Genomic DNA, 25771 nt, shown 5'->3' with positions numbered 1-25771 from the left:
CCCACATCATGAACTCATGGTGGGCTGCGCCGCCCTCGCGTCGGGAGAGAGGCTAGAGCTTGCCGCGGCCGAGGCGCAGCAGAATACCGGCGAGCTGCGGGCCCTCTTCGCCCAATTGCTCGCGGAACTCATTAATGATGGACACCTCGCGGGTATGGACGAGGCGAGTGCCGCCGGAGCCCATGCGGGTTTTCCCAATGGCCTGGGAGATGGCGGTGCGGCGCTGGATGGATTCGATAATGACCTTGTCGAGACGATCGATTTCCTTGCGATACTGCTGGATCTCGGCGTCAGAGAGCGGATCATCAGTGCCCGACGGCATGCGAATAGCAAAATCTTCAGCATCACTCATAGCAGTATTGTGCCACACCCCCACCACATCGCGGGGTATGCGCTGGGATAATGCCTGCGATTGCTGCGTCTATCGAACGCCTGGGTGAGCATCGCTGAGCAGTGTCCGAGCGAACGAGTAGTTTAGAAGACACTATGTCGAATTCTCCCTTTAGTCCGCGTAGCACCCAGTCCTCCGCCGTGTCTCCCGCCGCCCGCGTGGCGGCCTTTCCCGGCGCTGCCGAAGCGGCAGCATCGCGCCCGCCGCAGGCCCGCTCGGAAGCCATTGTCGAGGGGCTGAATCCGCAGCAGCGTGAGGCTGTGCTGCATAGCGGCTCGCCGCTGCTGATTGTGGCGGGCGCGGGCTCGGGCAAGACCGCGGTGCTGACCCGCCGTATCGCCTACCTGCTGGCGGAACGCGGCGTCGCTCCGTGGCAGGTGCTGGCTATTACCTTTACTAATAAGGCCGCCGCCGAGATGCGCGAGCGGGTGTTGGAGCTGGTGGGCCCGGCGGCGCAACAGATGTGGGTGTCTACCTTCCACTCCACCTGCGTGCGGATGCTGCGGCAAAATGCGCATCTGGTGCCGGGGCTGAATTCCAACTTCACCATTTATGACGCCGATGATTCCCGCCGCTTGATCGGCCTGGTGGCCAAGGACATGCAGCTCGACGCCAAGCGTTTCCCACCCCGCCAGGTGGCCAATGCCATCTCTGCGTGGAAAAACGAGCTGCTGCGCCCGGAGGAGGCGGCGGCCGCGGCGGAGCGGACGCATAACCCCTATGAGGAGACCCATGCCGCGGTGTATCGGGAATATAATCGCCGGCTGCGGCAGGCTAATGCCGTGGATTTCGATGATCTCATCTTCGAGATGGTCGCGATTCTGCGCCAGCACCCCGAGGTGGCCCAGCACTATCGTTCCCGTTTCCGCCACGTCCTCGTAGACGAGTACCAAGACACCAACCACGCCCAGTATGCGCTTGTCGCAGAACTCGTCGGCGCTGAGAGTGAGCACCCCTCCGAGTTGTGTGTGGTGGGCGATGCCGATCAGTCGATTTATGCCTTCCGCGGCGCCACCATCCGTAATATCGAGGAATTTGAGCGCGACTTCCCGCAGGCCCGCTCCGTGCTGCTGGAGCAGAACTATCGCTCCACGCAGAATATTCTGAGCGCGGCGAACGCGGTGATCTCCCAAAACGAGGGGCGCCGAGAGAAGAAGCTGTGGACCGCGGAGGGCAGCGGCCCGAAGATCATCGGCTATGTCGCCGATAATGAGCACGACGAGGCCTCCTATATCGCCGCGGAAATCAACCGCCTGCTCGATGAGGGACACAGCGCCGATGAGGTGGCGGTGATGTATAGAACCAACAATGCCTCACGTGCCCTCGAGGACGCGTTCATGCGCTGTGGTATCACCTATCGAGTGGTGGGTGGCACCCGGTTTTATGAGCGCAAAGAGATCCGCGATATCGTGGCCTACCTGCGCGTCTTGGATAATCCCGATGATGACGTGTCCATTCGGCGCATCATCAATACCCCGCGCCGCGGTATCGGCGATAGGGCGCTTGCCTTTGTGGATCTGCACGCCGCGAATAACCAGATCCCCTTTTCCCAGGCGCTTATCGACGCCGGCAATGGCATGATTGACCTGCTTGGCGGGCGCGGCCGCAATGCAATTGCCCGCTACAACGAGATGATGGACGGGCTGCGCGCCCGGATGGAGGAGATTGTCGCCGAGGAGGAAATCCCGGCTATTGGCGATATCATCTCCGAGGTTCTCGACGTCACCGGCTATAAGCATCAACTCGAGAAATCCAATGATCCCCAGGACGCGACCCGCTTGGATAATCTCAACGAGCTGGTGTCCGTCGCGCGCGAGTTCACCTCCGAAGTCATGAACCAGAAGGCCTATGCGGAGATGGACGGCGGCTCCCTCGAGGTAGAGGAGGGCGAGCCCGCGCCGGGTAGCCTCCAGGCTTTTCTTGAGCGCGTCTCCTTGGTGGCCGATGCCGATCAGCTGCCCGATGGCGACGAGGGTGTCGTGACGCTCATGACGCTGCACACCGCCAAGGGTTTGGAGTTTCCGATGGTCTTTCTCATCGGCTGGGAGGACGGGCAGTTCCCCCACATGCGTAGTCTCGGGGATCCGTCCGAACTCGCTGAGGAACGGCGTCTGGCCTATGTGGGTATTACCCGCGCGCGGCAGCGGCTCTTTCTCACCCGGGCCATGGTGCGTTCGGCATGGGGTAAGCCGATGAATAATCCGCCCTCGCGCTTCCTCAACGAGATCCCCTCTGAGCTGATCGAGTGGGAGCGAGAAGAACCACAGCCCAGCTCCGCGTGGGGCAGCGGCTCAGGAATGGGCGGCGGGTCGTGGTCCGGTTCGGGCTATGGCTCCGGTTCCAGCTATGGCTCGGGCTATGGCTCGCCGCAGCAATCGACATCGCGCCCCAGCAGCCCCGCGCCGAAGCGCCATCTGAATAAGAATCTCTCGCTGCAGGCAGGGGATAGGGTCAATCACGATAAATACGGCCTCGGAACCGTGGTGGCCGTGGAAGGGGTGGGGGTGCGTGCCACCGCCACCATCGACTTCGGTTCGAGCGGCACCGTTCGCCTGATGCTGCTCGGCGGCGTGCCCATGGAGAAGCTCTAAGGAGCATCCCTAGGGCGCGCCTACCTGGCGCCCCGGTCGCAGGACGACACACGAAATTAGCCCGCAGCGTGATCACACACGCTGCGGGTTGATGTCTATGTTCTAAAGATTATTTAGACGTGGATGCCGAGATTAGCCAACCACGGCACGGGATCGATGGGGCCGCCGCCACCGGGGTGGACCTCGAAGTGCAGGTGGGAGCCGGTGGAGAAACCACGGGAACCCATGCCGGCGATTCGCTGCCCAGCGGTCACCTTCTGGCCGACGGCGACCTCGACGGTCTCCATGTGGCCGTAGACGGTGATGGTGCCATCATCGTGCAGCACTCGCACCCAGTTGCCGAAACCGGAGGCCGGTCCGGCATCGATCACGGTGCCGTTCAGCACGGCGACGATGGAGGTGCCCACGGCATTGGCAATGTCGATGCCGTTGTGCATGGTGCCCCAGCGGGGGCCGAAGGGGGAGGTGAAGGTACCCTCGGCCGGCTTGGCGGCCTTCGGGGCGCGGGCCGCAGCGTCGGCGGCGAGGCGATCCTTGGTGAACTTCAGGGCGGTCTGCACCTGGTTGCTCAGGTCCTCCACAGGCTTGTACTCGGCGATAGCGAGGATCTGCGGCTGTGCATCAGGGATGATGGTCGCCGGATCGGCGGCCAGCTCAAAAGCGGCGGTCTCAGGCTGGGAATCCGCAGTGGTAGCGGCAACGGCGGCGCCACCGGCTCCCGCGATAGAGACGGAGCCAGTAGCAAAAGCCACTGCGGCGACGCGTCCCTTAGCGGTTGCGCTCATCGCAGTGGTGCGGTGCTTGGCGTGTGCCCGAGTCTGAGTCTGCATGAGCCTTCTTTCTGTGCCTAGCTAGTGTTCCGAGGGGAACCACGGATCTGGATTGTCGTGACGCTGCTGGATGCATACAGAAACTGTGGACACCCAGAAGGTACGGAATCGTTAGATCCTTAGAAGTGTACAAAAATGTAACCATCCCGTTATCAACAGGTAGTAACGCTAGCCTTTTATAACGAATTGGTCAAGCACAATCGAGCATGTTGTGAAAAATGTTTCTATACGTGACAACGGGGGAGAACGTTACAGACGTGACTCTGCCCTCCCACCCGTGAGGGGGGAGGCTCGGTGCTGGTGTCGCTTGACCTATCTTTCGCTGATTCATGGCAAAGTGGTCGTGTGAGTAAAACGACGTCGCCACAAAGCCATTCCTCGAGGAAAACGCGACAATCGAGGCGTGTCAAGGTTAGCGCCAGCACCGCCGAACGTCGCCAGCGCGCGGCTGATCAAGCGCCCGCTCCCGTGACGTGGCGGTCACGTCTGCTCCGCTTCGGTGGGGCCTCGGTGATCGCCAACGTGATTGTGCTCGCACTCTGCGTCGTGGTGGCGTTCGCCTCAATTCTCTTTAGTAATGAGCCTCTGGGGTACCTGCTGGACGCCACCGCCTATGTGTGGGCGGGGGCACACACGGCGGCGTTGTACGCTGAGACCGTCACATTCTCCGCGATGCCGCTTCTGGGGCCGGTGGTGGTGATCGCCGGAATGGCCGCCTTGATACGGCACAACGTGAATAAAAAGGTGAGCGTGGTCGACATCGCCTATCTCACCGGCGCCACCATGATCGTGCCGCTGCTATTTGCCGTGGCGATCTGGGCCGTGCTGCGTCCAGCCGAGTTCACCCTGCAGCTGCCCAACCTTCTGGGCCGTGTGCTCGCCATTCACCTGCTGGCCTTGATCTTTGGCATGGGCCCGCGCCTGTGGCGGGCATTGTGCAAGAAATACGGCGTCCCTAGCGAAGTGCTCAGCAGCTTCGACGCGGCAACGCGTTTCCATACCGCGATGGCCGCCGTCGCTGTGCTCGTCGTGGGCGTGAGCATCGCCGCCCACCATGCAGCGCTCGGCGAGATCCGCAGCGCCTTCGAGGGCAGCTCCGGCTTCCTCGGGGTGGTAGGGGTCTCTGTGCTCTACGCAGTCAATAGCGTGGTCGCTGCCATGGCGGTGCTCAGCGGGAGCGAGGCCCGCTTCGGTGAGGGGTTTGTGAGCCTTTTCGACGCCACCCTCGTGCCCATGCCCCCGCTGCCGCTGCTGACAGCGTGGCCGGCCTCGATCTGGGACTACGCTTGGCTGCTCCTGCTGGTGCCCATGCTCATTGCCCTCGAGATCGGCTGGCGCATCCCCGCCCGCGCCGAGCGTCCATGGCTGTGTGTGGCAATGTCCGCGCTCTGGACTGCCGCGATCGCCGCCGTGCTGGCATGGCTGCTGAGCGGCCAGGTGGGCCTCTACGGCTCTATCGGCGTGCATGTGCCTCTCTTCGCCGGTGTGAGTGCGGCGTGGATGCTCGTGCTCGGCATCGCCATGGTGGGCCTGGACCGCCTGCTGGCGTATCGCGCCGCCGCCGCGGTTCCGGAGGAATTCCGCGAGACCGACTCCGAGGAGAAGTACAGCGAAGAAACTGAGGAAGGCGAAGAGGACTTCGTCGGCGGTTTCGACGATGCGGAGCACAACGAAGACTACGAAGAACAGCTCACGGATATCCCGGCCATCGGCGAGCCTGCCGCCAGCCCTGTAGAGGAGCGCGCGGAACCGGACGAGACAGAGGAACCGGACGAGGAAGAGGCGCCGGACGTGACCTCGGAGACCACAGAGAGCGCTGCTGCGGAGGAGACTGTCGCCGCCGAGGACCACCCGCAGGATCCGGATCCGGCAGCCGCGGAGGATGACGCCGAGATGGCGTCGACAAGCGAAAGCACAGAAAGTGCGGATGAGAACAACCAAACGGGGGTAGAGGAGGCCGAAACTGAGCGATCGCACGGGGAAGAAGACAGTAGTGAACCGCGTTAGCGTTAGTATGTGTTCGTGACTTCACCCCATAGCACTACCCCGAGCACTGATCTGCAGCCCATGCGCATCGTCATTCTGGCATCGGGCTCCGGCACTCTCGCCCAGGCCATCATGGACGCCCAGGATGAGTCGTATCGCGTATGTGGACTGGTGGCGGATTGCGAATGCCAGGCCCTGGAGCGGGCCCGCACCGCTGGAGTGCAGGCAGAGCTCGTGCCCTTTCGTGGCGGCGCGGAGCGAGACCACTGGAACCGAGATCTGGCGCAGGCCGTAGCGGCGCTGCAGCCAGATTTTGTTGTTTCAGCGGGCTTTATGCGCATCCTCAGCCCCGAGTTTCTCGAGCGTTTCCCGCGGCGGGTCATTAATACCCACCCGGCGCTGCTGCCCGCATTCCCGGGCGCGCACGCGGTGCGGGATGCGCTGAACTACGGGGTGAAAGTCACCGGATCGACGGTTCATTACGTTGACGAGGGCGTGGACACCGGCGAGATCATCGAGCAACGCCCCGTTGCGGTGCACGCCGATGACACCGAAGCCAGCCTGCATGAGCGCATCAAAGTAGTAGAGCGGCAGGCCATCGTTGATGTGCTGCACACTCTGTCCCGCAGCTAGCCTGCGCCGCTACGGCAGGCGCTGCGCACCAGAGACCATTGTTGGCGAAAGACATACTGCGAAAGGTTAGGAACAAGCTCATATGAGCGAGGATCGCAAGACTATTAAGCGCGCATTGATCAGCGTGTATGACAAGACTGGGTTGGAGTCTCTCGCGCGTGATCTGCACGAGGCCGGCGTGGATATTGTCTCCACCGGCTCCACCGCTGCCCGCATTGAGGAGGCCGGGGTTCCCGTGACCCCCGTGGAGGCCATTACCGGCTTCCCCGAGTGTCTTGAGGGGCGGGTTAAGACGCTGCACCCGAAGGTGCACGCAGGCATCCTCGCCGACACCCGCAAGGACGATCACCTCTCCCAGCTCGAGGAGCTGGGCGTGGAGGCCTTCCAGCTGGTGGTGGTGAATCTCTACCCCTTCCGCGAAACCGTGGCCTCCGGCGCCGACTTCGACGCCTGCGTGGAGCAGATCGACATCGGCGGTCCCTCCATGGTGCGTGCCGCCGCGAAGAACCACCCCTCGGTGGCCGTGGTCACCTCGCCTGCGCATTACGACGCCATCTCCCAAGCGCTCTCCAGCGGCGGCTTTAGCCGGGCCGAGCGCACCGAGCTCGCCGCCGAGGCGTTCCGGCACACCGCTGCCTATGACGTGGCCGTGGCCACCTGGATGGGCGAGCAGCTGCACCAGCAGGACGATGCCGACAACACCTTCCGCGCATGGCGCGGCGCCAGCTATACCCTGCAGGAAACCCTGCGCTATGGCGAGAACCCGCACCAGAGCGCGGCCCTGTATCTCAACGACGCCGAGCACGAGGGACTGGCGCGCGCCACCCAGCTGCACGGTAAGCAGATGAGCTACAACAACTACACCGATGGCGACGCCGCCTGGCGCGCCGCCTGGGACCACGAGCGTCCCTGCGTGGCGATCATCAAGCACGCCAACCCCTGCGGCATCGCGGTATCGGAGGAGTCCATTGCGGAGGCACACCGCCGCGCCCACGCCTGCGATCCGATGTCTGCCTTCGGCGGCATCATTGCCGCCAACCGTGCCGTGTCTAAGGAGATGGCAGAAACCGTCTCCGGGATCTTCACCGAGGCGATTATCGCCCCCGGTTATGAGGACGGTGCGGTAGAGATCCTGCAGCAGAAGAAGAATATTCGTATCCTGCTCTGCCCCGCCCCCGAGCAGCAGCAGTATGAGACCCGCGAGATCTCCGGTGGTCTGCTCGTGCAGCAGCGCGATCGCCTCCAGGCCGAGGGCGACACCGCGGCCGGCTGGACCCTCGCCGCCGGTGAGGCCGTGGACGAGGACACCTTGGCCGATCTCGAGTTCGCATGGCGCTCGGTGCGCGCCACCAAGTCCAATGCCATCCTGCTCGCCCACGATGGCGCCACCGTGGGTGTGGGCATGGGTCAGGTCAATCGCGTGGACGCCGCCAAGCTCGCGGTCGAGCGCGCCAATACCCTGGCAGGGGAGCAGGAGCGCGCCCGCGGTGCGGTGGCTGCCTCCGATGCCTTCTTCCCCTTCGCCGATGGCTTCGAGGTGCTCTCTGAGGCTGGAGTTCGTGCCGTGGTGCAGCCCGGCGGCTCCATCCGCGATGATGAAGTGATCGAGGCAGCCACCAAGGCCGGCGTGACGATGTACTTCACCGGCGCCCGCCACTTCGCGCACTAAATCCGGCGCCGCGGGCAATAGGCCCTGCGAGTAGGACGGTGACAGCTAGACTGATCTGGCATGAGCACTTTCCATCTCGCAGGGCCCGCTTTGCTCTTCGCCCCCGTTAATCGCCCAGAGATCATCCCCAAGGCCGCCGCGCGGGCGGATATGGTGATCCTCGATCTCGAAGATGGTGCTGGGACGGTGGATCGGGCGAGTGCCTACGCCACAATTCGCGAGTCCGATCTCGACCCGGCACGCACCTTCGTGCGGGTGGTGGGCCCGCAGGATGAGCACCACGAGGATGATCTTCGCTGCGTCGCAGAGACGCCCTATCGTTCGGTGATTATTCCGAAGGTCACCGGCCCGCTGCCGGATTCCCCGTTGCTCGACGGACTCGATATTGTGCCGATCATTGAGCTGCCGGAGGCGCTGCTGCATACCGCCGAGATCGCCCGCGATGAGCGGGTGGTGGGCCTGTATTGGGGCGCTGATGATTTCACCATCGGCCTCGGCGGGGCGAGCTCGCGCCAGCAAGACGATGAGCCCCATCCGGGCCGCTATCGGGCGCCGCTGGACTATCTGCGCTCCCACACCCTTATTCACGCCGCAGCGGCGGGCAAGTTCGCCATCGACGCGGTGTATCAAGACTTCACGGATCTCGAGGGGCTCTACACAGAGGCGCTCGACTCGGCGCGCATGGGCTTTGCCGCCTATCCCTGTATCCATCCCAGCCAGGTGGAGACGGTGCGTCGCGCCTTTCACCCGAGTGCGGCACAGCTGGACTGGGCCCAGCGCATCGCGGCGGAAAGCCGCCGGCACCCGGGCGCCTTCTCCCTCGATGGGGAAATGGTGGATACCCCGCTGATTACCTTGGCGCATCGGCTGCTCGAGCGCAGCGGCGAGGCCGCGGAGAGCGCGGACTAGCTGGTCTGCACCTTGGTGATGAGCTCCAGTGCCGTTTCTTCGCGGCGCTCTGGCAGCTCGGCGTTGAGCACGGCCAGGGCGGCGTCGGCCAAGATCACCGTCGGCTCGGGCAGGCTATCGATCGCCAGTGGGAAGGGAATAGTGCCATCATTGGGGCGCATATCTACCACCGACTGGGCGATATGTCGGGGCAGGAAGGTGCGAGGATCATCGGGGCCGACGATCTCCGCGGCGAGGTCTCGGAAGATTTGGGAAAGATCCCCGCGCTGGCGGTGGAACTCCGTGAACTCTTCCGAGGCGGCCATCGGCAGCTGATAGAGCTTGCCCACATTCCATCGCGTGGACAGCAAATGCCGCGTCTCGGCGGCCACCTGGGCCCACAAGCGCATCTCGGGCGTGATATCCGAGGCGCCAAGCTCCGCGGCCACCACCATCGACGGTTCCACCGTGGACTTCAGCAGGGTGAGAAAGATATCCGACTTAGAAGGAAAGTGGTAGTACAGGCTCGCCTGGCGCATGCCCACCGCATCCGCGATCTCGTGGGTGGAGGTGGTGGAAAAACCTTTAGTGGTGAACAACTCGGCGGCGGCGTCGAGGATTTCCTCTCGGGCATTGTTGCCGCGCCGACGATCGCTATTTTTGCGGGGACGTCCTACTGCTCCGGCCATTATTTTCCCTCCTCGACGCTGTGCGCCTGATTATAGCGAGCCTCAACGGCTGCAAAGACATCCGATAGTAGTCGGGACGCTGCGCCAAAGGCGGAACGATCCAACTGCGGGAGCAGATCCCAGCGCATGACGTGCCCGCCAGCGCGGTCCGCCCAGCGGTGCAACTGGAGGGTAATCGCCGCCGTCCATGCCTCCCGAGCATAGGCGGCTTCGTGATGGCTGAGCACGCCCGCCACCTCCGCGGCGGCGATGCGGCGATCCGTTTCCGTCACGGTGCTGCCGGCGCGTATCGACGCCCACCGGGCCAGCTTGGCTAGCGGTACCACCAGCTCAGCGTGCATATCCACGACGCGGTCGCGTTTGGGTAGGCCATCGATGACTTCGATCGCCGGCGGGCGCACCTTCGCGGCGTGGCTGAGCAGCGGGGTGCTCAGCTCGGCATCGCTGGCCACCGCGGCCGCGAGTTCGGCGGCCACCCAGGTGCCGGCATCGGCGAAGAGCCCCATGGCTTCGCCATCGCCGCGCTCGACCGATGCGTGGATCCGGCGGATCCATTCCTGCTTATCCGCGGGGGTGAAGCTATCGGGGGTGGCGTGCACGGTCAGGCCGGCCGATTCGCAGAAGCGGGCGAGGGCGGCGTCGTCACTGCTCTGCCCCTCGCGGAGCACGCTGAGCCACTGCACACCCGAAGTGGGCAGGCCATGGCCGCGGCCGAAGGCGCCGGTGACCACGATGGTGGCGCCACCGCAGAGCTGCGACACCGCGGGGGAGTGCAGCACGGCCTGCACCACATCGGAGAACCACCGGGTGAGCGACCACGCATCTACCTTGTCCTCGTGGGAGATAGCGTTGCGCAGCAGAATATGGGATTCCTCGAGGATGTCACGAGCCATGGCGAGGCTGTGGCACTGGGGCGCTTGCTCGAGTAGTTGGCGGAGGGAGGGATGCAGTGAAGTGGGCACAGGTGGGCTTTCTTGTGCGAGGTGGACGGTTAGCACAAGACTACCAAGCCTGGAGATAAGCAAAAGGCGCATAGCTCCCGAATGTGGGAGATATGCGCCTTGTACTGCTGAAAACTCTTGCCGTGTCACGAATGCCAGCGGCAACAGTGCGCTGTCATCGCGTAAGCGATTAGAGTGCGTCCCAGTCGGCTTAGCGGCTGGTGAACGGCAGGAGGGCCATCTCGCGGGCGTTCTTCACAGCGGTAGCGACCTGGCGCTGCTGCTGCGGGGTGAGCCCGGTGACGCGGCGGGAACGGATCTTGCCGCGGTCAGAGATGAAGGTACGAAGAGTGTTGACTTCCTTGTAGTCAACCTTCTCGATACCCAGAGCCTTCAGAGGGTTCTTCTTGGGGCGGCGGGACTGTTCCATCCGCGCCTTCTTAAAATTACGCTTCATTGAAACTCCCTAATTACCAGCTGGACTTACGGACGCCCGGAAGCTCACCACGGTGAGCCATGCCGCGAACGCGGACACGGGACAGGCCGAACTTGCGGAGGTAGCCGCGGGGACGACCATCGTGGGCGTCGCGGTTACGCACGCGGACCGGGGAGGCGTCGCGGGGCTGACGGTTCAGCTCGTACTGCGCATCCAAACGGTCCTCGTCAGAGGTGTTCGGGTTCTTGATGATGGCCTTGAGCTCAGCGCGACGCTCCGCAAAGCGGGCGACGATTTCCTTGCGCTGCTCGTTCTTGGCGATCTTAGACTTCTTAGCCATAGATTATCGCTCCTCGCGGAATTCGACGTGCTTGCGGGCGATCGGATCATACTTCTTCAGCGTGATGCGATCGGGGTTATTGCGCTTGTTCTTCCGAGTCACATAGGTGTAGCCGGTGCCCTCGGTGGACTTCAGCTTGATGATCGGGCGGATGTCATTACGTGCCATAAGTTAGATCTTCTCCCCACGTGCGATGAGACGAGTAACAACGGCGTCGATACCATCGCGGTCGATGATCTTCAGGCCCTTGGTGGACACATTAAGAGTTACGGTACGACCCAAAGAAGGGGCGTAGAAACGACGACGCTGCACGTTGGGGCTCCAACGGCGGTTAGTGCGTCGGTGCGAGTGCGAGACGGACTTGCCGAAACTCGGCTTGCGTCCCGTTACCTGGCAAATAGCCGACATGGGTTTCCTTCTCCTAGCCGCCCACGTCTGACTCTTCTGGAGCCGCTGCTCGCACAAGGCCTTAAAAATAAAAAAGGCATCGGGGCGCGGCTCACAGCCACGTCGACGGGGCGTAAACGAATACTTCGACAACAGCAAGCGATAACAATACATGTTTTCGCGTGAAATCCCTAATCGCTTGCTCATTTACTGTCGTGCCGGCCACTGCTGGGGTGTGTGGGGTGGATGTGGCGCGCGGATTACATGTCATTACGCAGGAGGCTCTATATATCTAGAGCCCTGTGCGTGGCTTATCGACGCCACCCTTATCGCTGCCCCACCCCTAGGGCAGCACGGGGGCGTGGAGGTAGTGCGAGCTCGGGGGAGTTTTGCAGGAACAATGCCGGTGTGTAGGATGTTTCGAGTGCCATCGTGCACGCCTATGCGCGCTGCGCGCACTGCATGGGTGGTGGCGATGAGCGAACCGCGCTCAGCAGCACATAGTCATCTTTTCGGTGGCCGTGGCTGCCGCGCAGAACTGCACACCTAAAGAAACCCAACTCAGGCACGACGTGCGCCGCGGGTGGCCACTTATATCTTTTAAGGACTATGCCGGCGTGATGCGTGCGACCGACCTGAAGTTCAACCCTGAGGGAATCGAAGTTTATGAAGAAGGACATCCACCCTGACTACCACTGGGTAGTTTTCCAGGATGCTGGTACGGGCCACAAGTTCCTGACCCGCTCCACCGCCGGTAGCTCTCGCACCGTCGAGTGGGAGGACGGCAACGAGTACCCGCTTATCGTCGTTGACGTCACCAGCGAGTCTCACCCGTTCTGGACCGGCGCTCAGCGTGTCATGGACACCGCTGGTCGAGTCGAGAAGTTCCAACGTCGTTACGGCAACCGAGTTCGCCGCAACAAGAAGGCCTAAAGGAGGGAATACATCATGGCAGTACCAAAGCGTCGTATGTCGCGTGCCAACACTCGTTCCCGTCGCTCTCAGTGGAAGGCCAACAACGTGGCACTCCAGGAAGTCAAGATCGACGGCCAGACCTACCGCATTCCGAAGCGTCTGGTGAAGGCCGCCAAGCTCGGCCTGGTGGACCTCGAGCAGTTCTAAGCGCGAATAACACCTTGCACTTATCTCCGCTGGTGCGCCTGGCGCCCAGCTGGGATAATCACGAACCCATCGCCCCACGGCGGTGGGTTTTTGTCTATCCGCCACCCCGCCCACGGCACGACGCTGGGTAGTGGGGAAGGGGTGGCGGCCGTCTGTGTGGGGCGGTGGCGAGGCAGGTCACAGCAAAGCTGTGGGTTCGCTGTCAGCGGCTAAAAAGCTTTCTGTAAAGAGTCTAAAATTGGCGTCATCGTAGGTATGTTTGGCGATACATAGGGCACAATAGAGTTCATGAAAATTCTGGTAGTTGATGACGAACAAGCGGTACGCGAGTCGCTGCGCCGCTCCCTGACGTTCAATGGCTATGAGGTAGTCATGGGCGAGGATGGCCAAGACGCTCTGGACCTCACCGAACAGGAGCAGCCCGATCTGCTGATCTTGGACGTGATGATGCCGCGCGTCGATGGCCTCGAGGTGTGCCGCACCTTGCGCAGCCGTGGCGATGATCGTCCCATTCTGGTGCTCACCGCACGCGATGGTGTCTCGGACCGCGTGGCCGGGCTGGATGCGGGTGCCGATGACTACCTGCCCAAGCCTTTTGCACTCGAGGAGCTGCTGGCCAGGGTGCGTTCCCTGCTACGCCGCGCCGCCGCCGATGCCATCGGCCCGGAAACCACCGCCGATTTGGTCTATTCCGACCTGCGCCTGAACCCCGAAACCCGCGATGTGTTCCGCGGCCAGCGTCAGATAAGCCTCACCCGCACCGAGTTCGCGTTGCTTGAGCTACTGCTCTCTAGGGCGACGCATGTGCTCAGCCGTTCCGCGATCTTCGAGGAAGTATGGGGCTATGATTTCCCCACCTCCGGCAATGCACTCGAGGTGTATATCGGCTATCTGCGCCGCAAGACCGAGGCCGATGGCGAGCCGCGCCTGATTCACACGGTGAGGGGTGTCGGCTACGTGCTGCGTGAGACTGCACCGTGATTCTGCGGCAGTCCACATCAGTGCCCGAGGACGGTGATATCGCCGACTCGGGCACCGATGCTGAAATGGATAGGCGCCTCGGCGGGTGGAATCGCTCCCCGCTGCGGTGGCGTTTGTCTATGGTCGCGGCCTTTATGGTGGCCGTCGCCGTAGGAATCATGACCATCGCCGCCTACTGGACGGTATCGACCGCGATGACGAACTCGGTCGACCGTGAGCTCGAGAGCAAAGCGGAAACTCTGCTGTCGAAGAGCCTCGATCCGGTGTTTGTCTACAACCCGGAAGCCGAGATCCTGCGCTTTAAGAACTACAACCCCTCCATGCGCGTGGCGTATTTCCCGCCCGGCTCGCATTCTGGGGTGGGCGATCAGATTCAGCTTTTCGACGAAATCCGGGTGATTAATGGCGCCCAGCAGCTCAGCCGCCGCAATAACGGCGATGAGCGCGTGGTGGCGGTGCGCAATGACTATGGCGCTACGGTGATTCTGGCCCAAGACCTCGAAAACACCCACCGCATCATCACCAGCCTTGGACTGATGCTGCTCACCATTGGTGGCGTGGGCGTGCTCATCGCCATTGCCACCGGCATGGTGATTGCTCGCACCGGCCTGCGGCCTGTGGGCCGGCTACAGCAGGCCGTGGACTATGTGGCCCGCACGGACGATCTCCGCCCGATCCCCGTGGTCGGCGATGACGAGCTGGCGCAGCTCACCCGCTCCTTCAACGACATGCTGGCGGCCCTGCAGGCCTCCCGCATCCGCCAAGCGGAGCTAGTGGCCGATGCCGGGCACGAGCTGAAAACCCCCTTGACCTCGCTGCGCACCAATATCGAGCTGTTGATGATGGTTACCCGCAGCAATGGGGCGGCGATCAGCGAGGAGGACCGCAACGATCTCGAGCGCGATGTGGTGGCCCAGATCGAGGAGATGTCCACCCTCATTGGTGATCTCGTGGATTTGGCCCGCGAAGATGGCCCCCAACAAGTAGTGGAGCTGGTTGATCTCGCCGAGGTCATGGAGGAGTCGCTCTCCCGTGTGGAGCGGCGCCGCCCCGATGTGGTCTTTGAGATGCAGACCACCGACTGGTTCCTCTATGGTGATCCCTTCGCGCTGGGGCGCGCCACCTTGAACCTGATGGATAATGCGGCCAAGTGGTCGCCCTCCGATGGGGTGGTGCGCATCGCCATGAACCCGGTGCGGGAGGATCTGGTGGAGCTCACCTTCGCGGACTCCGGGCCGGGTATTCCGGTGGAAGATCGCGAGAAGGTGTTCCAGCGTTTCTACCGCTCGGTGCAATCGCGCTCCATGCCCGGCTCCGGGCTGGGGCTGGCTATCGTCAAGCAGGTGATCGAACGCCATGCCGGCACGATCGTCGCCGAGGAATCCGAGAGCGGCGGGGCGCTGATGCGCGTGCAGCTGCCGGGTGAGCCCAGCAATCCGGAGGCCCAAGACGAGGAGATGGAGCCGACGGAGGGCGACGTCGATAAGCGCGAGAGCCCCATGAAGGAATTTCCGCAGCAGGGCTCGCGCGAAGAAATCTTCGGCGCGCTGTGGGAACGTAACCGAGAAAACTAGGCGGCGGGCTTCCAAGGAAACTGACAGACAACTGTCAGTAAGCGCGATATTCTTCGCCAGTCATTCCCCACAATCAAGGTGAATAATAAGGATTTATGAACGAAGATAACACCACGCCCCGTCCCTCCGAGTCTCCCTCGTGGGGCCAGCAGAACGGATCAGAATCCACCGAGTCCGCGCAGGCTCATGGCGCCGAGTCCGGCTGGCAGTCCCCGAGCACCAACCCTTATGGCCGCTGGCAGGAACAACCTACCCAGCAATTCGGGCCGGCCGATCAGCCGGCGCCGCAGCAGGGCGCGCCCGCGCAGCCACAGCCGGGCGCCCAACAGCCGGGCTCCAACGCGGCGTCGGAGGGCGGATATAGCGATCCCGCCGCACCGCAGCAGAAACCGAAGCGCCAAGTCGGCTTTGTCACGGCGATGGCCATGATGCTTGTGGGCGCGGTCGCCGCCGGCAGCATCACCGGTCTGGTGGTGGCTAATTCCGGTACGGGTAGCTCGCCGCGCTCGGATCGGGTCAACGCGCTCGCCGAACAGCCCGTGGAGCGCACCGGCGCTGCTGCGGAGGGCAGCGTGGAAGACGTCGCCAGCCGGGTGCTGCCGGCCGTGGTATCGATTACCACCCAAACCGCGGAAGGTTCGGGCTCGGTGATCTCCGAAGACGGGCTCATCCTGACCAATAACCACGTGGTGGCTGGCAGTGAGAATTCCCCGATCGTCGTGACGATGCACGATGGCCAGCACTATCAGGCCGATTTCATCGCCGGCGATTCCGATACCGACGTGGCCGTGATTAAGCTGCGTAACGCCCGCAATCTCACCGTGATGACCTTCGGTAATTCCGATGATCTCAAGGTGGGCCAGCAGGTGGTGGCCGTCGGCTCGCCCCTCGGGCTCGAGGCCACGGTGACCAGCGGTATTGTCTCCGCCCTGAACCGCCCAATCCGAGCCGCAGGCAATCGCGCCGGCGAGTCCTCGCTTATCGACGCCATCCAAACGGACGCAGCGATCAACCCCGGCAACTCCGGTGGCCCGCTGGTGGACATGCAGGGCAACCTCGTGGGAATGAACTCGGTGATTGCCACCACCTCCACCGGGGGCGGCAGAAGCGCCGGTTCCATTGGTGTCGGCTTCGCTATTCCTTCCAACCAGACGCGCCGGCTGGCCAACCAGTTGGTGGAGACAGGCAAGGTGAAGCAGCCGATTATCGGTGCACGGGTATCGCGCAGCCCCTCGCCCTATGGCGCCGTGGTGGCCGAGGTGGAGCCGGGTAGCCCCGCCGAGGCCGCTGGAGTGAAGCCCGGAGATATTATTTCGCGGGTTGATGATCGCGCCATCGACAGTGCAGATGCGCTGATCACAGCGGTGCGCTCCCAAGAATTCGGGGCTACGATCAAGCTGGAGATTGTCGATGACAATGGCGAGAATCCGCAAATGGTCGAGGTTACGCTGCCGAACGAGTAGATTGATATCCAGCACTCGTAGATTCCCCGATCAGAAAAGGTCGACATGGTTGACGATAACTTCAACTCCGCAGCTGATCGAGCTGCGCAACGCCTCGCCGACATCGAGGAACCATCGGCAGAATTTCTGCAGGCCTCCGAACGGGAAGAAGTCGCTGGCCGGCGCACCGTGCACCACGCCCTCGTGGTGTTGGTGACCGACCACGTCATCGCCAGCGGCAAAGACACCGACCGCCTCGTGACCGAGCTGCTCGAAGAGGGCAACTATGCGGTCGACGCGGTCGTGTCGGTGCGTTCGGATGAATCCGCAATCCGTACCGCCATTGAAACCGCCGTGGTCGGTGGCGCCGATCTGGTGATCACCATCGGCGGTACCGGGGTGGGGCCGCGCGATAAGGCCCCAGAAGCCACCGAGGCAGTGCTGGATCTGAAACTCAACGGTGTCACCCAGGCGCTACGCTCCTCCGGGCTGGCCTGCGGCGCCGTGGATGCGTGCGTCTCCCGCGGCGTGGCTGGGGTGTCTGGCTCCACCGTGGTGGTTAATATCGCCCCGTCTCGGGCGGCGATTCGCGATGGCATGGCCACGCTCTTGCCGCTGGTGGATCACGTGATCGAGCAGCTGCAGAATTGGAGTGTAGAAGACTAGTGACACAACCCCCGTCGAGAAAATCGCGGCCGCGCCGCCGCGCCCGTCGCCTCTCCGATGCGGAGAATATTGATCGCAGCGTGGACTCGATTGACTTCTATCGCCGCATCACCGGAGCCGAAAATACACGCGGAGATCGCGACCGCACCGTCGATGTCGATAGCGACGGCGTGGTGGAAGAACGTGCTCCCATAGACGAAGATGGGCGGCTCAGCGCCGAGTTCTGGACGCAGAACCGCCCGCCGCATCACGGGGACTAGCGCCTAAGCGCAGAATAATCGCCGCCGCAGACTAGCACCATGAGGGTGCCAGGCTGGGGCGGCGTCGTGATAGAAGCAGTTGCGCAGAGGCGCAACACTCAAGTGCGTTAGTGCTTCTCCTTTGGAGAAGAGCTCTGCGTTTCGGCACTACCGTCGAGAGCTGCGGTGGGGGACGAGGCTTGAGCTCGGAGCAAATCGCGGATCTCGCCGAGTAGCTCTGCTTCCACAGAACTGGGAGCTTCCTCATCCTCAGTTACTCCCTTACGGGCGGCTTGCAGAGCTCGGAATCTGTTCATCGGAGCAACAAACAGGAAGTAAACTACGGCTGCCATAATCAGGAAGTTCAGTGCTGCCGTGATGAGTTTGCCCACATTTACTACGGTACCGGGCTTATCGTGGTCGAGTTGGAAGGCAAGACCTTGGACATCGGTGGAACCGAATAACGCCAGCACCGGTTCGATGATGTTATCAGAGAAGGCAGTAACTAAGGCCGTGAAAGCGGAGCCGATCACGACCGCCACAGCAAGATCGATCACATTACCCCGCAAGATGAAGTCGCGGAAACCCTTGAACATAGAAAGCGTCCTTAAAAATAAAGAGATGGAGTGGGCGAAAAGCACAGGTGTCAGGAAGCGTCACTGCATGCAGCAAAGGCAATAGACACAAGAACCCTTGGCGAGTGCCAGTTCCTACCGGCGTGCAGTACGTGGTGGGCGCTAGGGGACCGCCTTAAAGTCAAGGTTGTACTTTAGCCCAGTTTCCCATCCATCCGTTAAGTGGCCTGTTTTCCGCTACCGGTGGATATGAAGGCTCCGTGTGTTCCTCCTCTGCTAGGGAATCCCTGTGTTCTTTCGGGCGCGGGCTCCGGTGATCACGACAGTGAGGGGGCCGTGGAGTGCCGCAGCCGCCACCTGGTGCGCCTCTGGTTGGGAAAGCACCACCAGGATGGTGCCCGGCTGTGCGTCCGTATCCACTGGGTGGTGGGTCAGCGCCACTCGAGCGTGCTCCGCGATCGTGACCGTCTCCTCGCGGTTATCGGCCCATGTGAGAATGCTGATGCTATCGCCGTGCTGGAGCAAGCCGGCCACGGCGGGATCGGCCACGGTGATCGGCACCATCGTGGCATCGGGGATAGTCGGTGAGCCCGTGGCGAGCTGTGCTGTGAGCTCGGGTCCGAGTACCCGCGCCGGGTGCAGGATCTCCCCCGTGCGGAGTGCCGAGGCCGCCACTTGGCCGCTGACATCCTCCACCGCGGCATAGGCGCCCTCTGGGCGCAGCCGATCGGGCACGGAGATCACTATGAGATCGGCAGAGTCGATCTCCTCGCCGGCGGACACATCGCGGCTGAGTACCACCGCGGCGGGGTCGCTGCTGCGCAGAGGCGCCAGCGCAGATACGGCGGCCACCACGAGGCAAAGACCGGCGATACACCAGCGCAGCAGGCGGGCGCGATGATAGCTCGGGGTGTGGAGGGCTTGAGTAAAAGAACGTAATCGAGAATCAAGAGAGGAGCTCATATCTTCAATAGACGCAGCAGCGCTAGGAGCAGGTTCCCCATTCTCGCGGGGGGTGAGCTAGCGGAGTGCTATTCCACGCTGCGGATCGCCGAGGGAGTGATGATGATGTCCACGGGCGCGTCGTGATCCTCGGTAGGCAGCTGCGGCAGCAGGTTATCGTCGAAAAGCAACACAGCGGCGAGGGGGCGAAGCGCCGCGCGGGAGGCCAGCGCGCGATCGTAGTAGCCGCCACCTTTGCCTAAACGACACCCCTGCGGGGTAGCCGCCAGAGCGGGCACGAGCATGACGTCGAGCTCGCTCAATATACTGCTCGGGTGGCGCGGGCCGGTGGGCTCGGGGATGGAATAGGGGCCGGTGCGGGTGCGCTCGAAGCCGCGAAACTCCGCCCAGCTCAGTTGTCCTTGCGGCTCGGAAATGGGCAGATAGAGCTGTTCGAGGCAGGAGGTGAGAACTGGGACGAGCGCGTCGCCGCCTGGCTCGGTGGCCAGCGGCACATAGGCGGCGGCGCGTCGGGCACCAATGGACATCATGAGATTGGACACATGGGTGCACAGGGCTTCATTGGCTGCCTCGCGTGCGACGGTGCTCAGCGCGCGGCGTCGAGCGATCATCTCGCGGCGGATACGAGATTTCTCTGGGGCATGCTCGGTGGGGGAGGACTCTGCGCTCATAGCCCCAGCATAGGCACGCGGAGAGTCAAAGCATGGAAGTGAGGACAGAGGTAGGTAGTCTTAACAGTTATGACCGTGCCAATCGAGAATCACGAACACTCTGTTAAGACTGTGGTTGTGCCGGCTGCGGGTTTAGGCACCCGCTTCCTGCCCGCAACCAAACGCGTCCCTAAGGAACTCCTGCCGGTAGTGGACACCCCCGGTATCGAGTTAATCGCTGAAGAGGCCTCCCAGCTGGGCGCTTCTCGGTTGGCTATTATCACCGCGCCACAAAAATCCGATGTGCTCGCACATTTCGAGCCCTATCCCGAACTGGTGGACACGCTGCGCGAACGCGGCAAAATGGATCAGCTGCGCAAGGTGGAGCGTGCGGAAACCCTGATCGACGCCGTGCCTGTAGAGCAGGATCACCCCCTGGGCTTGGGCCATGCAGTGGGTTTGGCGGAGTCGGTCCTCGATGATGACGAAGATGTGGTGGCCGTGATGCTGCCCGACGACATCGTGATGCCCATGGGCGTGATGGCGGACATGGCGAAGGTCCGCGCGGAGAAGGGCGGTTCGGTTCTGTGCGCGTTCGAGGTGCCGCACGATGAAGTGTCGAACTATGGTGTCTTCGACGTCGAGGAGTGCGGCGAAGGCAGTGTGCGCAAGGTAGTGGGCATGGTGGAAAAGCCCGATGCTGATGAAGCGCCGTCGAACTTCGTGGCCACGGGCCGCTATTTGCTGGATCGTTCGATTTTTGATGCGCTGCGCCGCATTCCCCCGGGAAAGGGCGGGGAGCTGCAGCTCACCGATGCCATCGAGCTGCTGATTGAGCAAGGCCACCCCGTGCACATCGTGATTCACGAAGGCAAGCGCCATGATCTGGGTAACCCAGGCGGATTTATCCGGGCCTGCGTGGATTTTGGTCTCGACCACCCCGAGTACGGTCCCGGGCTCAAGCGCGCCATTAAAGAGATGCTTGCGGAGCGGGAATCTAAGAAACGACGCGGCTAGAATAATTCTTTACACAGCACGGGGCGGATAAGCCCTGCCGCGCTGGCCGTACACGCGATACCGAAGGAGTTAGTGAGCTTGTGAGATCGGTTGAGAAACAGCTCGAGCTAATAACCACGCTTGCGGCCACCCCGGAACCGGTGCGGATCGCTATCGCGGAAGCCCTCGGCATGATGTGTGCCGAAGAAATCAAGGCCACCAAGCCGCTGCCGGGCTTCCCGCAGGCCGCTATCGATGGCTATGCAGTGCGGGCCGTGGACGTTGGCGGCGAGCGCGGGCTCTCCCGACGCCCCGCACGCGGCGGCGAGGACGTGCCGGAGCTCGCCCCTGAGCCCGTGGCGGAAACATCCATGCCCGTGGTGGGCGAGGTCCCTGCCGGCTCCCAGCGCCCGCTGCGTCTCCAACCCAAACAAGCAGTGCGCGTGCACACCGGCGCACCCCTGCCTACGCTTGCCGACGCCGTGCTCCCGTTGGAGTGGTCCGATCGTGGATCGAAGCGCGTGGTGGCTACCCGGCCGGTACGCTCGGGCGAATTTGTGCGCGGCGTGGGCCAAGACATCCAGCCCGGAGACGTGGCCGTCGCCCCGGGGGTGACTCTCGCGCCCGCTCAGATCGGTTTGTTGGCGGCGGTGGGGCGCTCCAAGGTGCTGGTCTACCCGCGGCCGCGGGTATCGGTGATCTCCGTTGGCGCGGAGCTCGTTGATATCGACCGCGAACCAGGGCTCGGGCAGGTCTATGACATCAACTCCTATGCCCTCGCCGCCGCAGTAAAGGAAGCGGGCGCCGAGGTGCATCGTGTGGGTATCGCCGCGGGTGAACCACGCCGCTTGCGGGAGATTATTGAAGGCCAAACGCTGCGCTCGGAGCTAATTGTGATCTCTGGTGCTGTCGGCGGAGCCAGTTCCCGCACTATTCAGGACGTACTGCGAGAGCTCGGCGATATCGACACCACCCGTGTGGCCATGCACCCAGGTTCCGTGCAGGGCTTTGGTGTGCTCGGCGAGGAGCGCACGCCGGTATTTTTGACCCCCTCGAACCCGGTGAGCTCGCTGGTGATTTTCGAGACCTTCATCCGTCCGTGGATTCGCCGCAGCCTCGGCAAAACCAGTACGCAGCGTCGTTTCGTGCGGGCGCGAGCCCTCAACCACGTGGATTCCCGCCCGGGCCGCCGCGGCTTTGTGCGGGCGCGGCTGATGCGCGATGCCCAGACCCAGGACTATCTCGTCGAAGGCCTCGCTGGCGCCGGCGGTGCCCCGGCGCATCTGCTGGCTGGGTTGAGCGAAGCGAACGCCATTATTCGTATTCCGGAAGACGTCACCGAGATCCGCCCCGGAGATATTGTGGACGTGATCTTCCTCGCCCAAGGCCGCTAGGACAGACGCATCATTACTCCACGGCAGCTCAGTATTCGATCTCAACGACCACACGATCTCTATGTTCGGTTTGTTCACGCGCGTTCGACATAGCGTGCGGGCGCACGTGGCGCCCACTGGCTGTGAACCGCGGCCGACAATCGCTGTGCGCCTACCCGGAGGCGAGGAGCTGCGGCTTCGCCCCGTGACCTACAGCGATGGCCCACACTGGCGTGCCTTGCGCATCAAAGACCGCGAGTTTCTTGAGCCGGTCGAGCCAACGGTTGAGGGCACATGGGAGCAGGCGCACTCCGCCCGCGCGTGGAAGGACACCTTCCGCATATTGGAAGAGGCCGGCATGAACGGTGAAATCGTGCCCATGGTGATCGAACTCGATGGACGCTTTGTGGGGCAGGTGACTCTCGGCAATATTCAACGGGGCGCGCTGAGCGAGTGCTGGATTGGCTATTGGGTGGATAGCGACTACACCGGACGAGGAATCGCCACCGTGGCTTGTGCACTCGGAGTGGACTACGCCTTCGGCCACCTGCAGCTGAATAGGGTGACCGCCACCTACCTTCCCCACAATCCCGCCTCTGCTGCCGTGCTCGAGCATTGTGGTTTTAGCGAGGAAGGATATCTGCGCGAGGCATTGCATATCAACGGTCGTTGGCAGGACCATTGCCTCGTGGCGATCCTGCGCAACGACTATGCGGTGCCGGCGATAGAGCGTCTACGACGCCTCCACCGAGTGCTCTAAACAGTGCAGGCACGGAATAAATAATGAGCTGACTCGGCGTGGCTGTCTCAGCCGCAATAGCATTCACAACTAGTGTTAAGTACCGACAAGAGTGGGATCCCCTCTCCGCGCGCCGGTGATGACCGTGTGCACTCTGTGCGCACTCGCATCGTTGTGTGGTGCACCGATGATTCCCACGCTTATTCTCAGCTAGGAAGGTCCTCAAACAGTGTCAGGTACAGTCGCGATCGCCGTCATGGTGGTGGTGTGGCTTTTCGTTCTTGCACCTCTTGCACTCCGAGGTCAAAAGCCGATCCGTCGCACCAATAAGGCCTTCGATGAAACCCGCGTGGTCTACGAGGGTGGCTCCGGCGAGCTGCCTCGCGCCACCCGGCCCCGCTGGTCGCGTCGCGATATTCGTCCCGAAACCCCGCAGCCCGCTGTGGAGGCAGAGGAAATTGATCCCGAAGACATCCTGATTGATGACTCTCCTCGTCGCACCACCGTGGCCGCAGAGCCTGTGGTGGATGAAGTCGATGGCGACGTGGTGCGGGAGCTGGAGCCAGCACGCAACACCCAGGCGGATGCAGCGTCGGATAAGGCCACCTCCGACGAGAACACTTCCGATGCGGAGCTGACCACCAAAGACGAGGACGAGCAGGCACTAAGCGTCGACACTGTAGCAGCAGAGGATCCTGCCGCCGCGGAGTCCGTCTCCGAGGAGTCCGCTGCGGAGGCTGAGACGGATGAGGTTGAGCAAGACACTCCTGTGGCCGAAGACGCCTATGAGTTCGACAGCTCCTATACCGGCCCCTCCGATCTGCTCCACCCAGCAGCTCACTATGAGGACGCAGACGAGGTATCGGAGGCCGAAGCGCCTGCCGATGACACCGTTGAGCACGAGGTAGAAGCCACTGATGAGGATCGTGAGTTTGCTGCTTCTCGACGCGGCCGCGGCTGGTACGACCCGGAAGCCGACGCCAATCTCGCCCACGCTCGCTACCAGCGCCGTCAGCGCACCATGATCGGCCTGGGCGTGGCAATCCTTGTGGGCGTTGTGCTCGGCATCGTTGCTGGCGGCTGGGCTTGGCTGTGGAGCGTCGCGGCAGTGCTCTTGACCGTGCTCTACCTTTCTGCCCTGCGTAAACAAGTACGTGCCGAACAACAACTCCGCCAGCACCGACTGCGCCATCTGCGCCGCGCCCGCCTTGGCGTTCGCACGGACCAGGACGAAGAGATGGGTGTGCCCGAGCGCCTGCGCCATCCCGGCGCTGTGGTCCTCGACATGGACGATGAGAGCCCCGACTTCGAATACCTCGATACCAGGGATGTCAGCGCCGACTTCTACGACGATTACTACGATGAGTACGAAACGTCCTACAATGGCGGTCAGCCGCGTCGCGTAAGTTAGAGCACGTTCGCTCTCACCCGCTGCGACGCAGTATGGGGCTATAGCTCAGTTGGTAGAGCGTCGCGTTCGCAATGCGAAGGTCGGGAGTTCGATTCTCCTTGGCTCCACAGAATACATTTCCCCTAGTGGTTATCCACTAGGGGTTTTGTTGTGTTAAGGCTGGGTGAAGGCTTTTCGTGGTGGTGGATGAATCGACGGTAGAGCACGAGTATGCTGATCGCAGCCTACAGCCTAGGCCTGTGAATAAAGTGGTAGTCTCCGCGTCGTGTGGTAGCGCAGTCCTGCTCTAAGCTCAGCCGGGGTAGGGGAGAAGGGTATGTGATGGATATTCCGAAGTTTAATGATCAGAAAAGCGTGTACGACTACATTGTCTCGGTAGGTCCTCAGCTTCCTCCAGAGAAAATGGCTTGGGTTCAAGAGGAAGCAGATGACGGTGACTACACCTTCGCCGTGGAGGTTTATATGCAAATCGCTAGGGACTACGGCATGGACGACTACATCCCTTACACCGTGCGGGAAAACCTGCGGCTTTTCAAAGGAGACTACGATTTTCCCACGCTTGCTCAGGTGTTGTCTGTTGATCAGGACACTATGATGGTGCTTTAGTCCATCGCACTTGTACGCCACGTCCTTTTTTTTGGGGGGGGTTGGTGTTGGCTTCCTTTTTTTGGGGGGGGTGGTGTTGGCTTCCTAGGCGGGTGAAGCTGGCCTCGATTCCTTATGCGACTCTGAGTCCCGCAGTGCGTGGTTGTGGATCGACGGTAGGGCGGAGGCACACTGATCGCCGCCTCCCGAGGCTAGGAATTTTATTTTTGCCGGCCACGCGAGCGAGAGTATCTGGGAAGATGTCGCTTGCTGAGCATGCGAATTCAGTTCAGCTATCCGTTCACAGTGGCGCCAGCAACGACGGTTGTGCACCGCGTTGAAACAGAGATATCTGGCGCGAGGCCGCAAAAGAAGCTGGAAAGACACCCGAGAAGGCGTCAGCTGGGGGAGCTCACGGTTCTGCATACTGAACGGGAGTTCTTAGGGTACGCTTATTTGACTCATGGGTCGTGTGTTTGTCCCCGCATGGGGCGGAGAAGGTCGCCCAGTGTGTGAGTGTGAGCGGGCTTTTGCCACGTGAGCGGGGTGCGGGTTCAGAAAAGTTTAATGGCACGGGTGTGCTTTAAGGGGTAGGCAGAGCTGGCCGCGATGCGGGTGCGTCTAAGATCACAGAAAATTTATTTTCAGCCTTCTATCAGGTGCTTTATCCCCGA

28 protein-coding genes and 1 tRNA gene are annotated in these 25771 nt (G+C 62.3%); 18 read left to right on the top strand and 11 right to left on the bottom strand.

Annotated elements, in window-relative coordinates:
• Window positions 1-52 precede the first annotated feature (52 nt).
• A complete protein-coding gene (locus GBB14_RS02795) occupies window positions 53-352 on the bottom strand; it encodes a chorismate mutase (protein ID WP_151530035.1) in 300 nt (99 codons plus the stop codon).
• Between the two features lie 134 nt (window positions 353-486).
• Here GBB14_RS02795 and pcrA point away from each other — a divergent pair, with 134 nt between their 5' ends.
• Complete coding sequence (pcrA, locus tag GBB14_RS02790; RefSeq protein ID WP_225976671.1) at window positions 487-2982, top strand: DNA helicase PcrA; 2496 nt, start codon at window positions 487-489, stop codon at window positions 2980-2982.
• 113 nt (window positions 2983-3095) lie between these two features.
• Here pcrA and GBB14_RS02785 read toward each other — a convergent pair whose 3' ends face one another.
• On the bottom strand, window positions 3096-3812 hold the full coding sequence (locus tag GBB14_RS02785; RefSeq protein ID WP_151530036.1) for a M23 family metallopeptidase: 717 nt from the start codon (window positions 3810-3812) through the stop codon (window positions 3096-3098).
• Window positions 3813-4280: 468 nt separating this feature from the next.
• Here GBB14_RS02785 and GBB14_RS02780 point away from each other — a divergent pair, with 468 nt between their 5' ends.
• The 4 genes from GBB14_RS02780 (at window position 4281) to GBB14_RS02765 (ending at window position 9009) form a co-directional block, all read left to right on the top strand.
• On the top strand, window positions 4281-5819 hold the full coding sequence (locus GBB14_RS02780; RefSeq protein WP_151530037.1) for a DUF6350 family protein: 1539 nt from the start codon (window positions 4281-4283) through the stop codon (window positions 5817-5819).
• Window positions 5820-5879: 60 nt separating this feature from the next.
• Entirely contained in the window at window positions 5880-6431 is a 552-nt protein-coding gene (purN, locus tag GBB14_RS02775) for a phosphoribosylglycinamide formyltransferase (protein WP_151530124.1), read from the top strand.
• Between the two features lie 82 nt (window positions 6432-6513).
• Window positions 6514-8100 (top strand): bifunctional phosphoribosylaminoimidazolecarboxamide formyltransferase/IMP cyclohydrolase, encoded by a 1587-nt coding sequence (purH, locus tag GBB14_RS02770; protein ID WP_151530038.1) that lies wholly within the window; start codon window positions 6514-6516, stop codon window positions 8098-8100.
• A gap of 60 nt (window positions 8101-8160) precedes the next feature.
• A complete protein-coding gene (locus GBB14_RS02765) occupies window positions 8161-9009 on the top strand; it encodes a CoA ester lyase (protein WP_151530039.1) in 849 nt (282 codons plus the stop codon).
• Here GBB14_RS02765 and GBB14_RS02760 read toward each other — a convergent pair.
• The 6 genes from GBB14_RS02760 to rpmB form a co-directional block, all read right to left on the bottom strand.
• Entirely contained in the window at window positions 9006-9677 is a 672-nt protein-coding gene (locus tag GBB14_RS02760) for a TetR/AcrR family transcriptional regulator (protein WP_151530040.1), read from the bottom strand. The two genes, GBB14_RS02765 and GBB14_RS02760, sit on opposite strands and share 4 nt — an antisense overlap.
• Window positions 9677-10639, bottom strand: coding sequence for a putative nucleotidyltransferase substrate binding domain-containing protein (locus GBB14_RS02755; RefSeq protein ID WP_192796206.1), 963 nt, complete (start codon window positions 10637-10639; stop codon window positions 9677-9679). Before GBB14_RS02755 ends, GBB14_RS02760 begins: the two co-directional genes overlap by 1 nt.
• Before the next feature lie 190 nt (window positions 10640-10829).
• The gene (rpsR, locus tag GBB14_RS02750; protein WP_026161376.1) at window positions 10830-11075 is read right to left on the bottom strand and encodes a 30S ribosomal protein S18; all 246 of its coding nucleotides are present in this window, start codon (window positions 11073-11075) and stop codon (window positions 10830-10832) included.
• A gap of 13 nt (window positions 11076-11088) precedes the next feature.
• A complete protein-coding gene (gene rpsN, locus GBB14_RS02745; protein WP_151530042.1) occupies window positions 11089-11394 on the bottom strand; it encodes a 30S ribosomal protein S14 in 306 nt (101 codons plus the stop codon).
• 3 nt (window positions 11395-11397) lie between these two features.
• The gene (gene rpmG / locus GBB14_RS02740; protein ID WP_151530043.1) at window positions 11398-11562 is read right to left on the bottom strand and encodes a 50S ribosomal protein L33; all 165 of its coding nucleotides are present in this window, start codon (window positions 11560-11562) and stop codon (window positions 11398-11400) included.
• A 3-nt stretch (window positions 11563-11565) separates the two neighbouring features.
• Complete coding sequence (gene rpmB / locus GBB14_RS02735; protein ID WP_151530044.1) at window positions 11566-11802, bottom strand: 50S ribosomal protein L28; 237 nt, start codon at window positions 11800-11802, stop codon at window positions 11566-11568.
• A 645-nt stretch (window positions 11803-12447) separates the two neighbouring features.
• Here rpmB and GBB14_RS02730 point away from each other — a divergent pair.
• The 7 genes from GBB14_RS02730 (at window position 12448) to GBB14_RS02700 (ending at window position 17826) form a co-directional block, all read left to right on the top strand.
• Complete coding sequence (locus GBB14_RS02730; RefSeq protein ID WP_018019288.1) at window positions 12448-12714, top strand: type B 50S ribosomal protein L31; 267 nt, start codon at window positions 12448-12450, stop codon at window positions 12712-12714.
• A 15-nt stretch (window positions 12715-12729) separates the two neighbouring features.
• Window positions 12730-12903 (top strand): 50S ribosomal protein L32, encoded by a 174-nt coding sequence (gene rpmF, locus GBB14_RS02725; protein WP_151530045.1) that lies wholly within the window; start codon window positions 12730-12732, stop codon window positions 12901-12903.
• A gap of 288 nt (window positions 12904-13191) precedes the next feature.
• Complete coding sequence (locus GBB14_RS02720) at window positions 13192-13884, top strand: response regulator transcription factor (RefSeq protein WP_151530046.1); 693 nt, start codon at window positions 13192-13194, stop codon at window positions 13882-13884.
• The gene (locus tag GBB14_RS02715) at window positions 13881-15458 is read left to right on the top strand and encodes a HAMP domain-containing sensor histidine kinase (protein ID WP_225976670.1); all 1578 of its coding nucleotides are present in this window, start codon (window positions 13881-13883) and stop codon (window positions 15456-15458) included. The genes GBB14_RS02720 and GBB14_RS02715 overlap by 4 nt, the downstream gene beginning before the upstream one ends.
• Before the next feature lie 95 nt (window positions 15459-15553).
• On the top strand, window positions 15554-16921 hold the full coding sequence (locus GBB14_RS02710; RefSeq protein WP_151530047.1) for a S1C family serine protease: 1368 nt from the start codon (window positions 15554-15556) through the stop codon (window positions 16919-16921).
• A gap of 45 nt (window positions 16922-16966) precedes the next feature.
• Complete coding sequence (locus GBB14_RS02705; RefSeq protein ID WP_151530048.1) at window positions 16967-17566, top strand: molybdenum cofactor biosynthesis protein B; 600 nt, start codon at window positions 16967-16969, stop codon at window positions 17564-17566.
• Complete coding sequence (locus GBB14_RS02700; RefSeq protein WP_151530049.1) at window positions 17566-17826, top strand: hypothetical protein; 261 nt, start codon at window positions 17566-17568, stop codon at window positions 17824-17826. Before GBB14_RS02705 ends, GBB14_RS02700 begins: the two co-directional genes overlap by 1 nt.
• Window positions 17827-17933: 107 nt before the next feature.
• Here the strand turns inward: GBB14_RS02700 and mscL are convergent, their stop codons facing one another.
• From mscL to GBB14_RS02685, 3 genes are all read right to left on the bottom strand, one after another.
• The gene (gene mscL, locus GBB14_RS02695; RefSeq protein ID WP_151530050.1) at window positions 17934-18401 is read right to left on the bottom strand and encodes a large conductance mechanosensitive channel protein MscL; all 468 of its coding nucleotides are present in this window, start codon (window positions 18399-18401) and stop codon (window positions 17934-17936) included.
• Window positions 18402-18656: 255 nt separating this feature from the next.
• Window positions 18657-19343 (bottom strand): SAF domain-containing protein, encoded by a 687-nt coding sequence (locus GBB14_RS02690; RefSeq protein WP_151530051.1) that lies wholly within the window; start codon window positions 19341-19343, stop codon window positions 18657-18659.
• 68 nt (window positions 19344-19411) lie between these two features.
• Entirely contained in the window at window positions 19412-20014 is a 603-nt protein-coding gene (locus tag GBB14_RS02685; protein WP_151530052.1) for a 5-formyltetrahydrofolate cyclo-ligase, read from the bottom strand.
• A 69-nt stretch (window positions 20015-20083) separates the two neighbouring features.
• On the opposite strand from GBB14_RS02685, the gene GBB14_RS02680 reads away from it, so the two are divergent.
• The 6 genes from GBB14_RS02680 (at window position 20084) to GBB14_RS02655 (ending at window position 25118) form a co-directional block, all read left to right on the top strand.
• On the top strand, window positions 20084-21010 hold the full coding sequence (locus tag GBB14_RS02680; RefSeq protein ID WP_151530053.1) for a UTP--glucose-1-phosphate uridylyltransferase: 927 nt from the start codon (window positions 20084-20086) through the stop codon (window positions 21008-21010).
• A gap of 80 nt (window positions 21011-21090) precedes the next feature.
• Window positions 21091-22383 (top strand): gephyrin-like molybdotransferase Glp, encoded by a 1293-nt coding sequence (gene glp / locus GBB14_RS02675; protein ID WP_151530054.1) that lies wholly within the window; start codon window positions 21091-21093, stop codon window positions 22381-22383.
• Window positions 22384-22528: 145 nt separating this feature from the next.
• The gene (locus GBB14_RS02670) at window positions 22529-23122 is read left to right on the top strand and encodes a GNAT family N-acetyltransferase (protein ID WP_225976669.1); all 594 of its coding nucleotides are present in this window, start codon (window positions 22529-22531) and stop codon (window positions 23120-23122) included.
• Window positions 23123-23330: 208 nt separating this feature from the next.
• Window positions 23331-24512, top strand: a complete 1182-nt coding sequence (gene glpR / locus GBB14_RS02665; RefSeq protein WP_151530055.1) for a gephyrin-like molybdotransferase receptor GlpR — start codon at window positions 23331-23333, stop codon at window positions 24510-24512.
• Window positions 24513-24546: 34 nt separating this feature from the next.
• Window positions 24547-24619 (top strand) — tRNA-Ala (locus GBB14_RS02660).
• Window positions 24620-24833: 214 nt separating this feature from the next.
• The gene (locus GBB14_RS02655) at window positions 24834-25118 is read left to right on the top strand and encodes a hypothetical protein (protein ID WP_151530056.1); all 285 of its coding nucleotides are present in this window, start codon (window positions 24834-24836) and stop codon (window positions 25116-25118) included.
• Window positions 25119-25771: the final 653 nt, after the last annotated feature.

The organism is Corynebacterium sp. 51B (assembly GCF_008930785.1).
GTDB classification, from domain to species: domain Bacteria; phylum Actinomycetota; class Actinomycetes; order Mycobacteriales; family Mycobacteriaceae; genus Corynebacterium; species Corynebacterium megadyptis.
The sequence above is the reverse complement of the archived record's forward strand: the minus strand, read 5'-3'. Positions and strand labels throughout refer to the sequence as shown.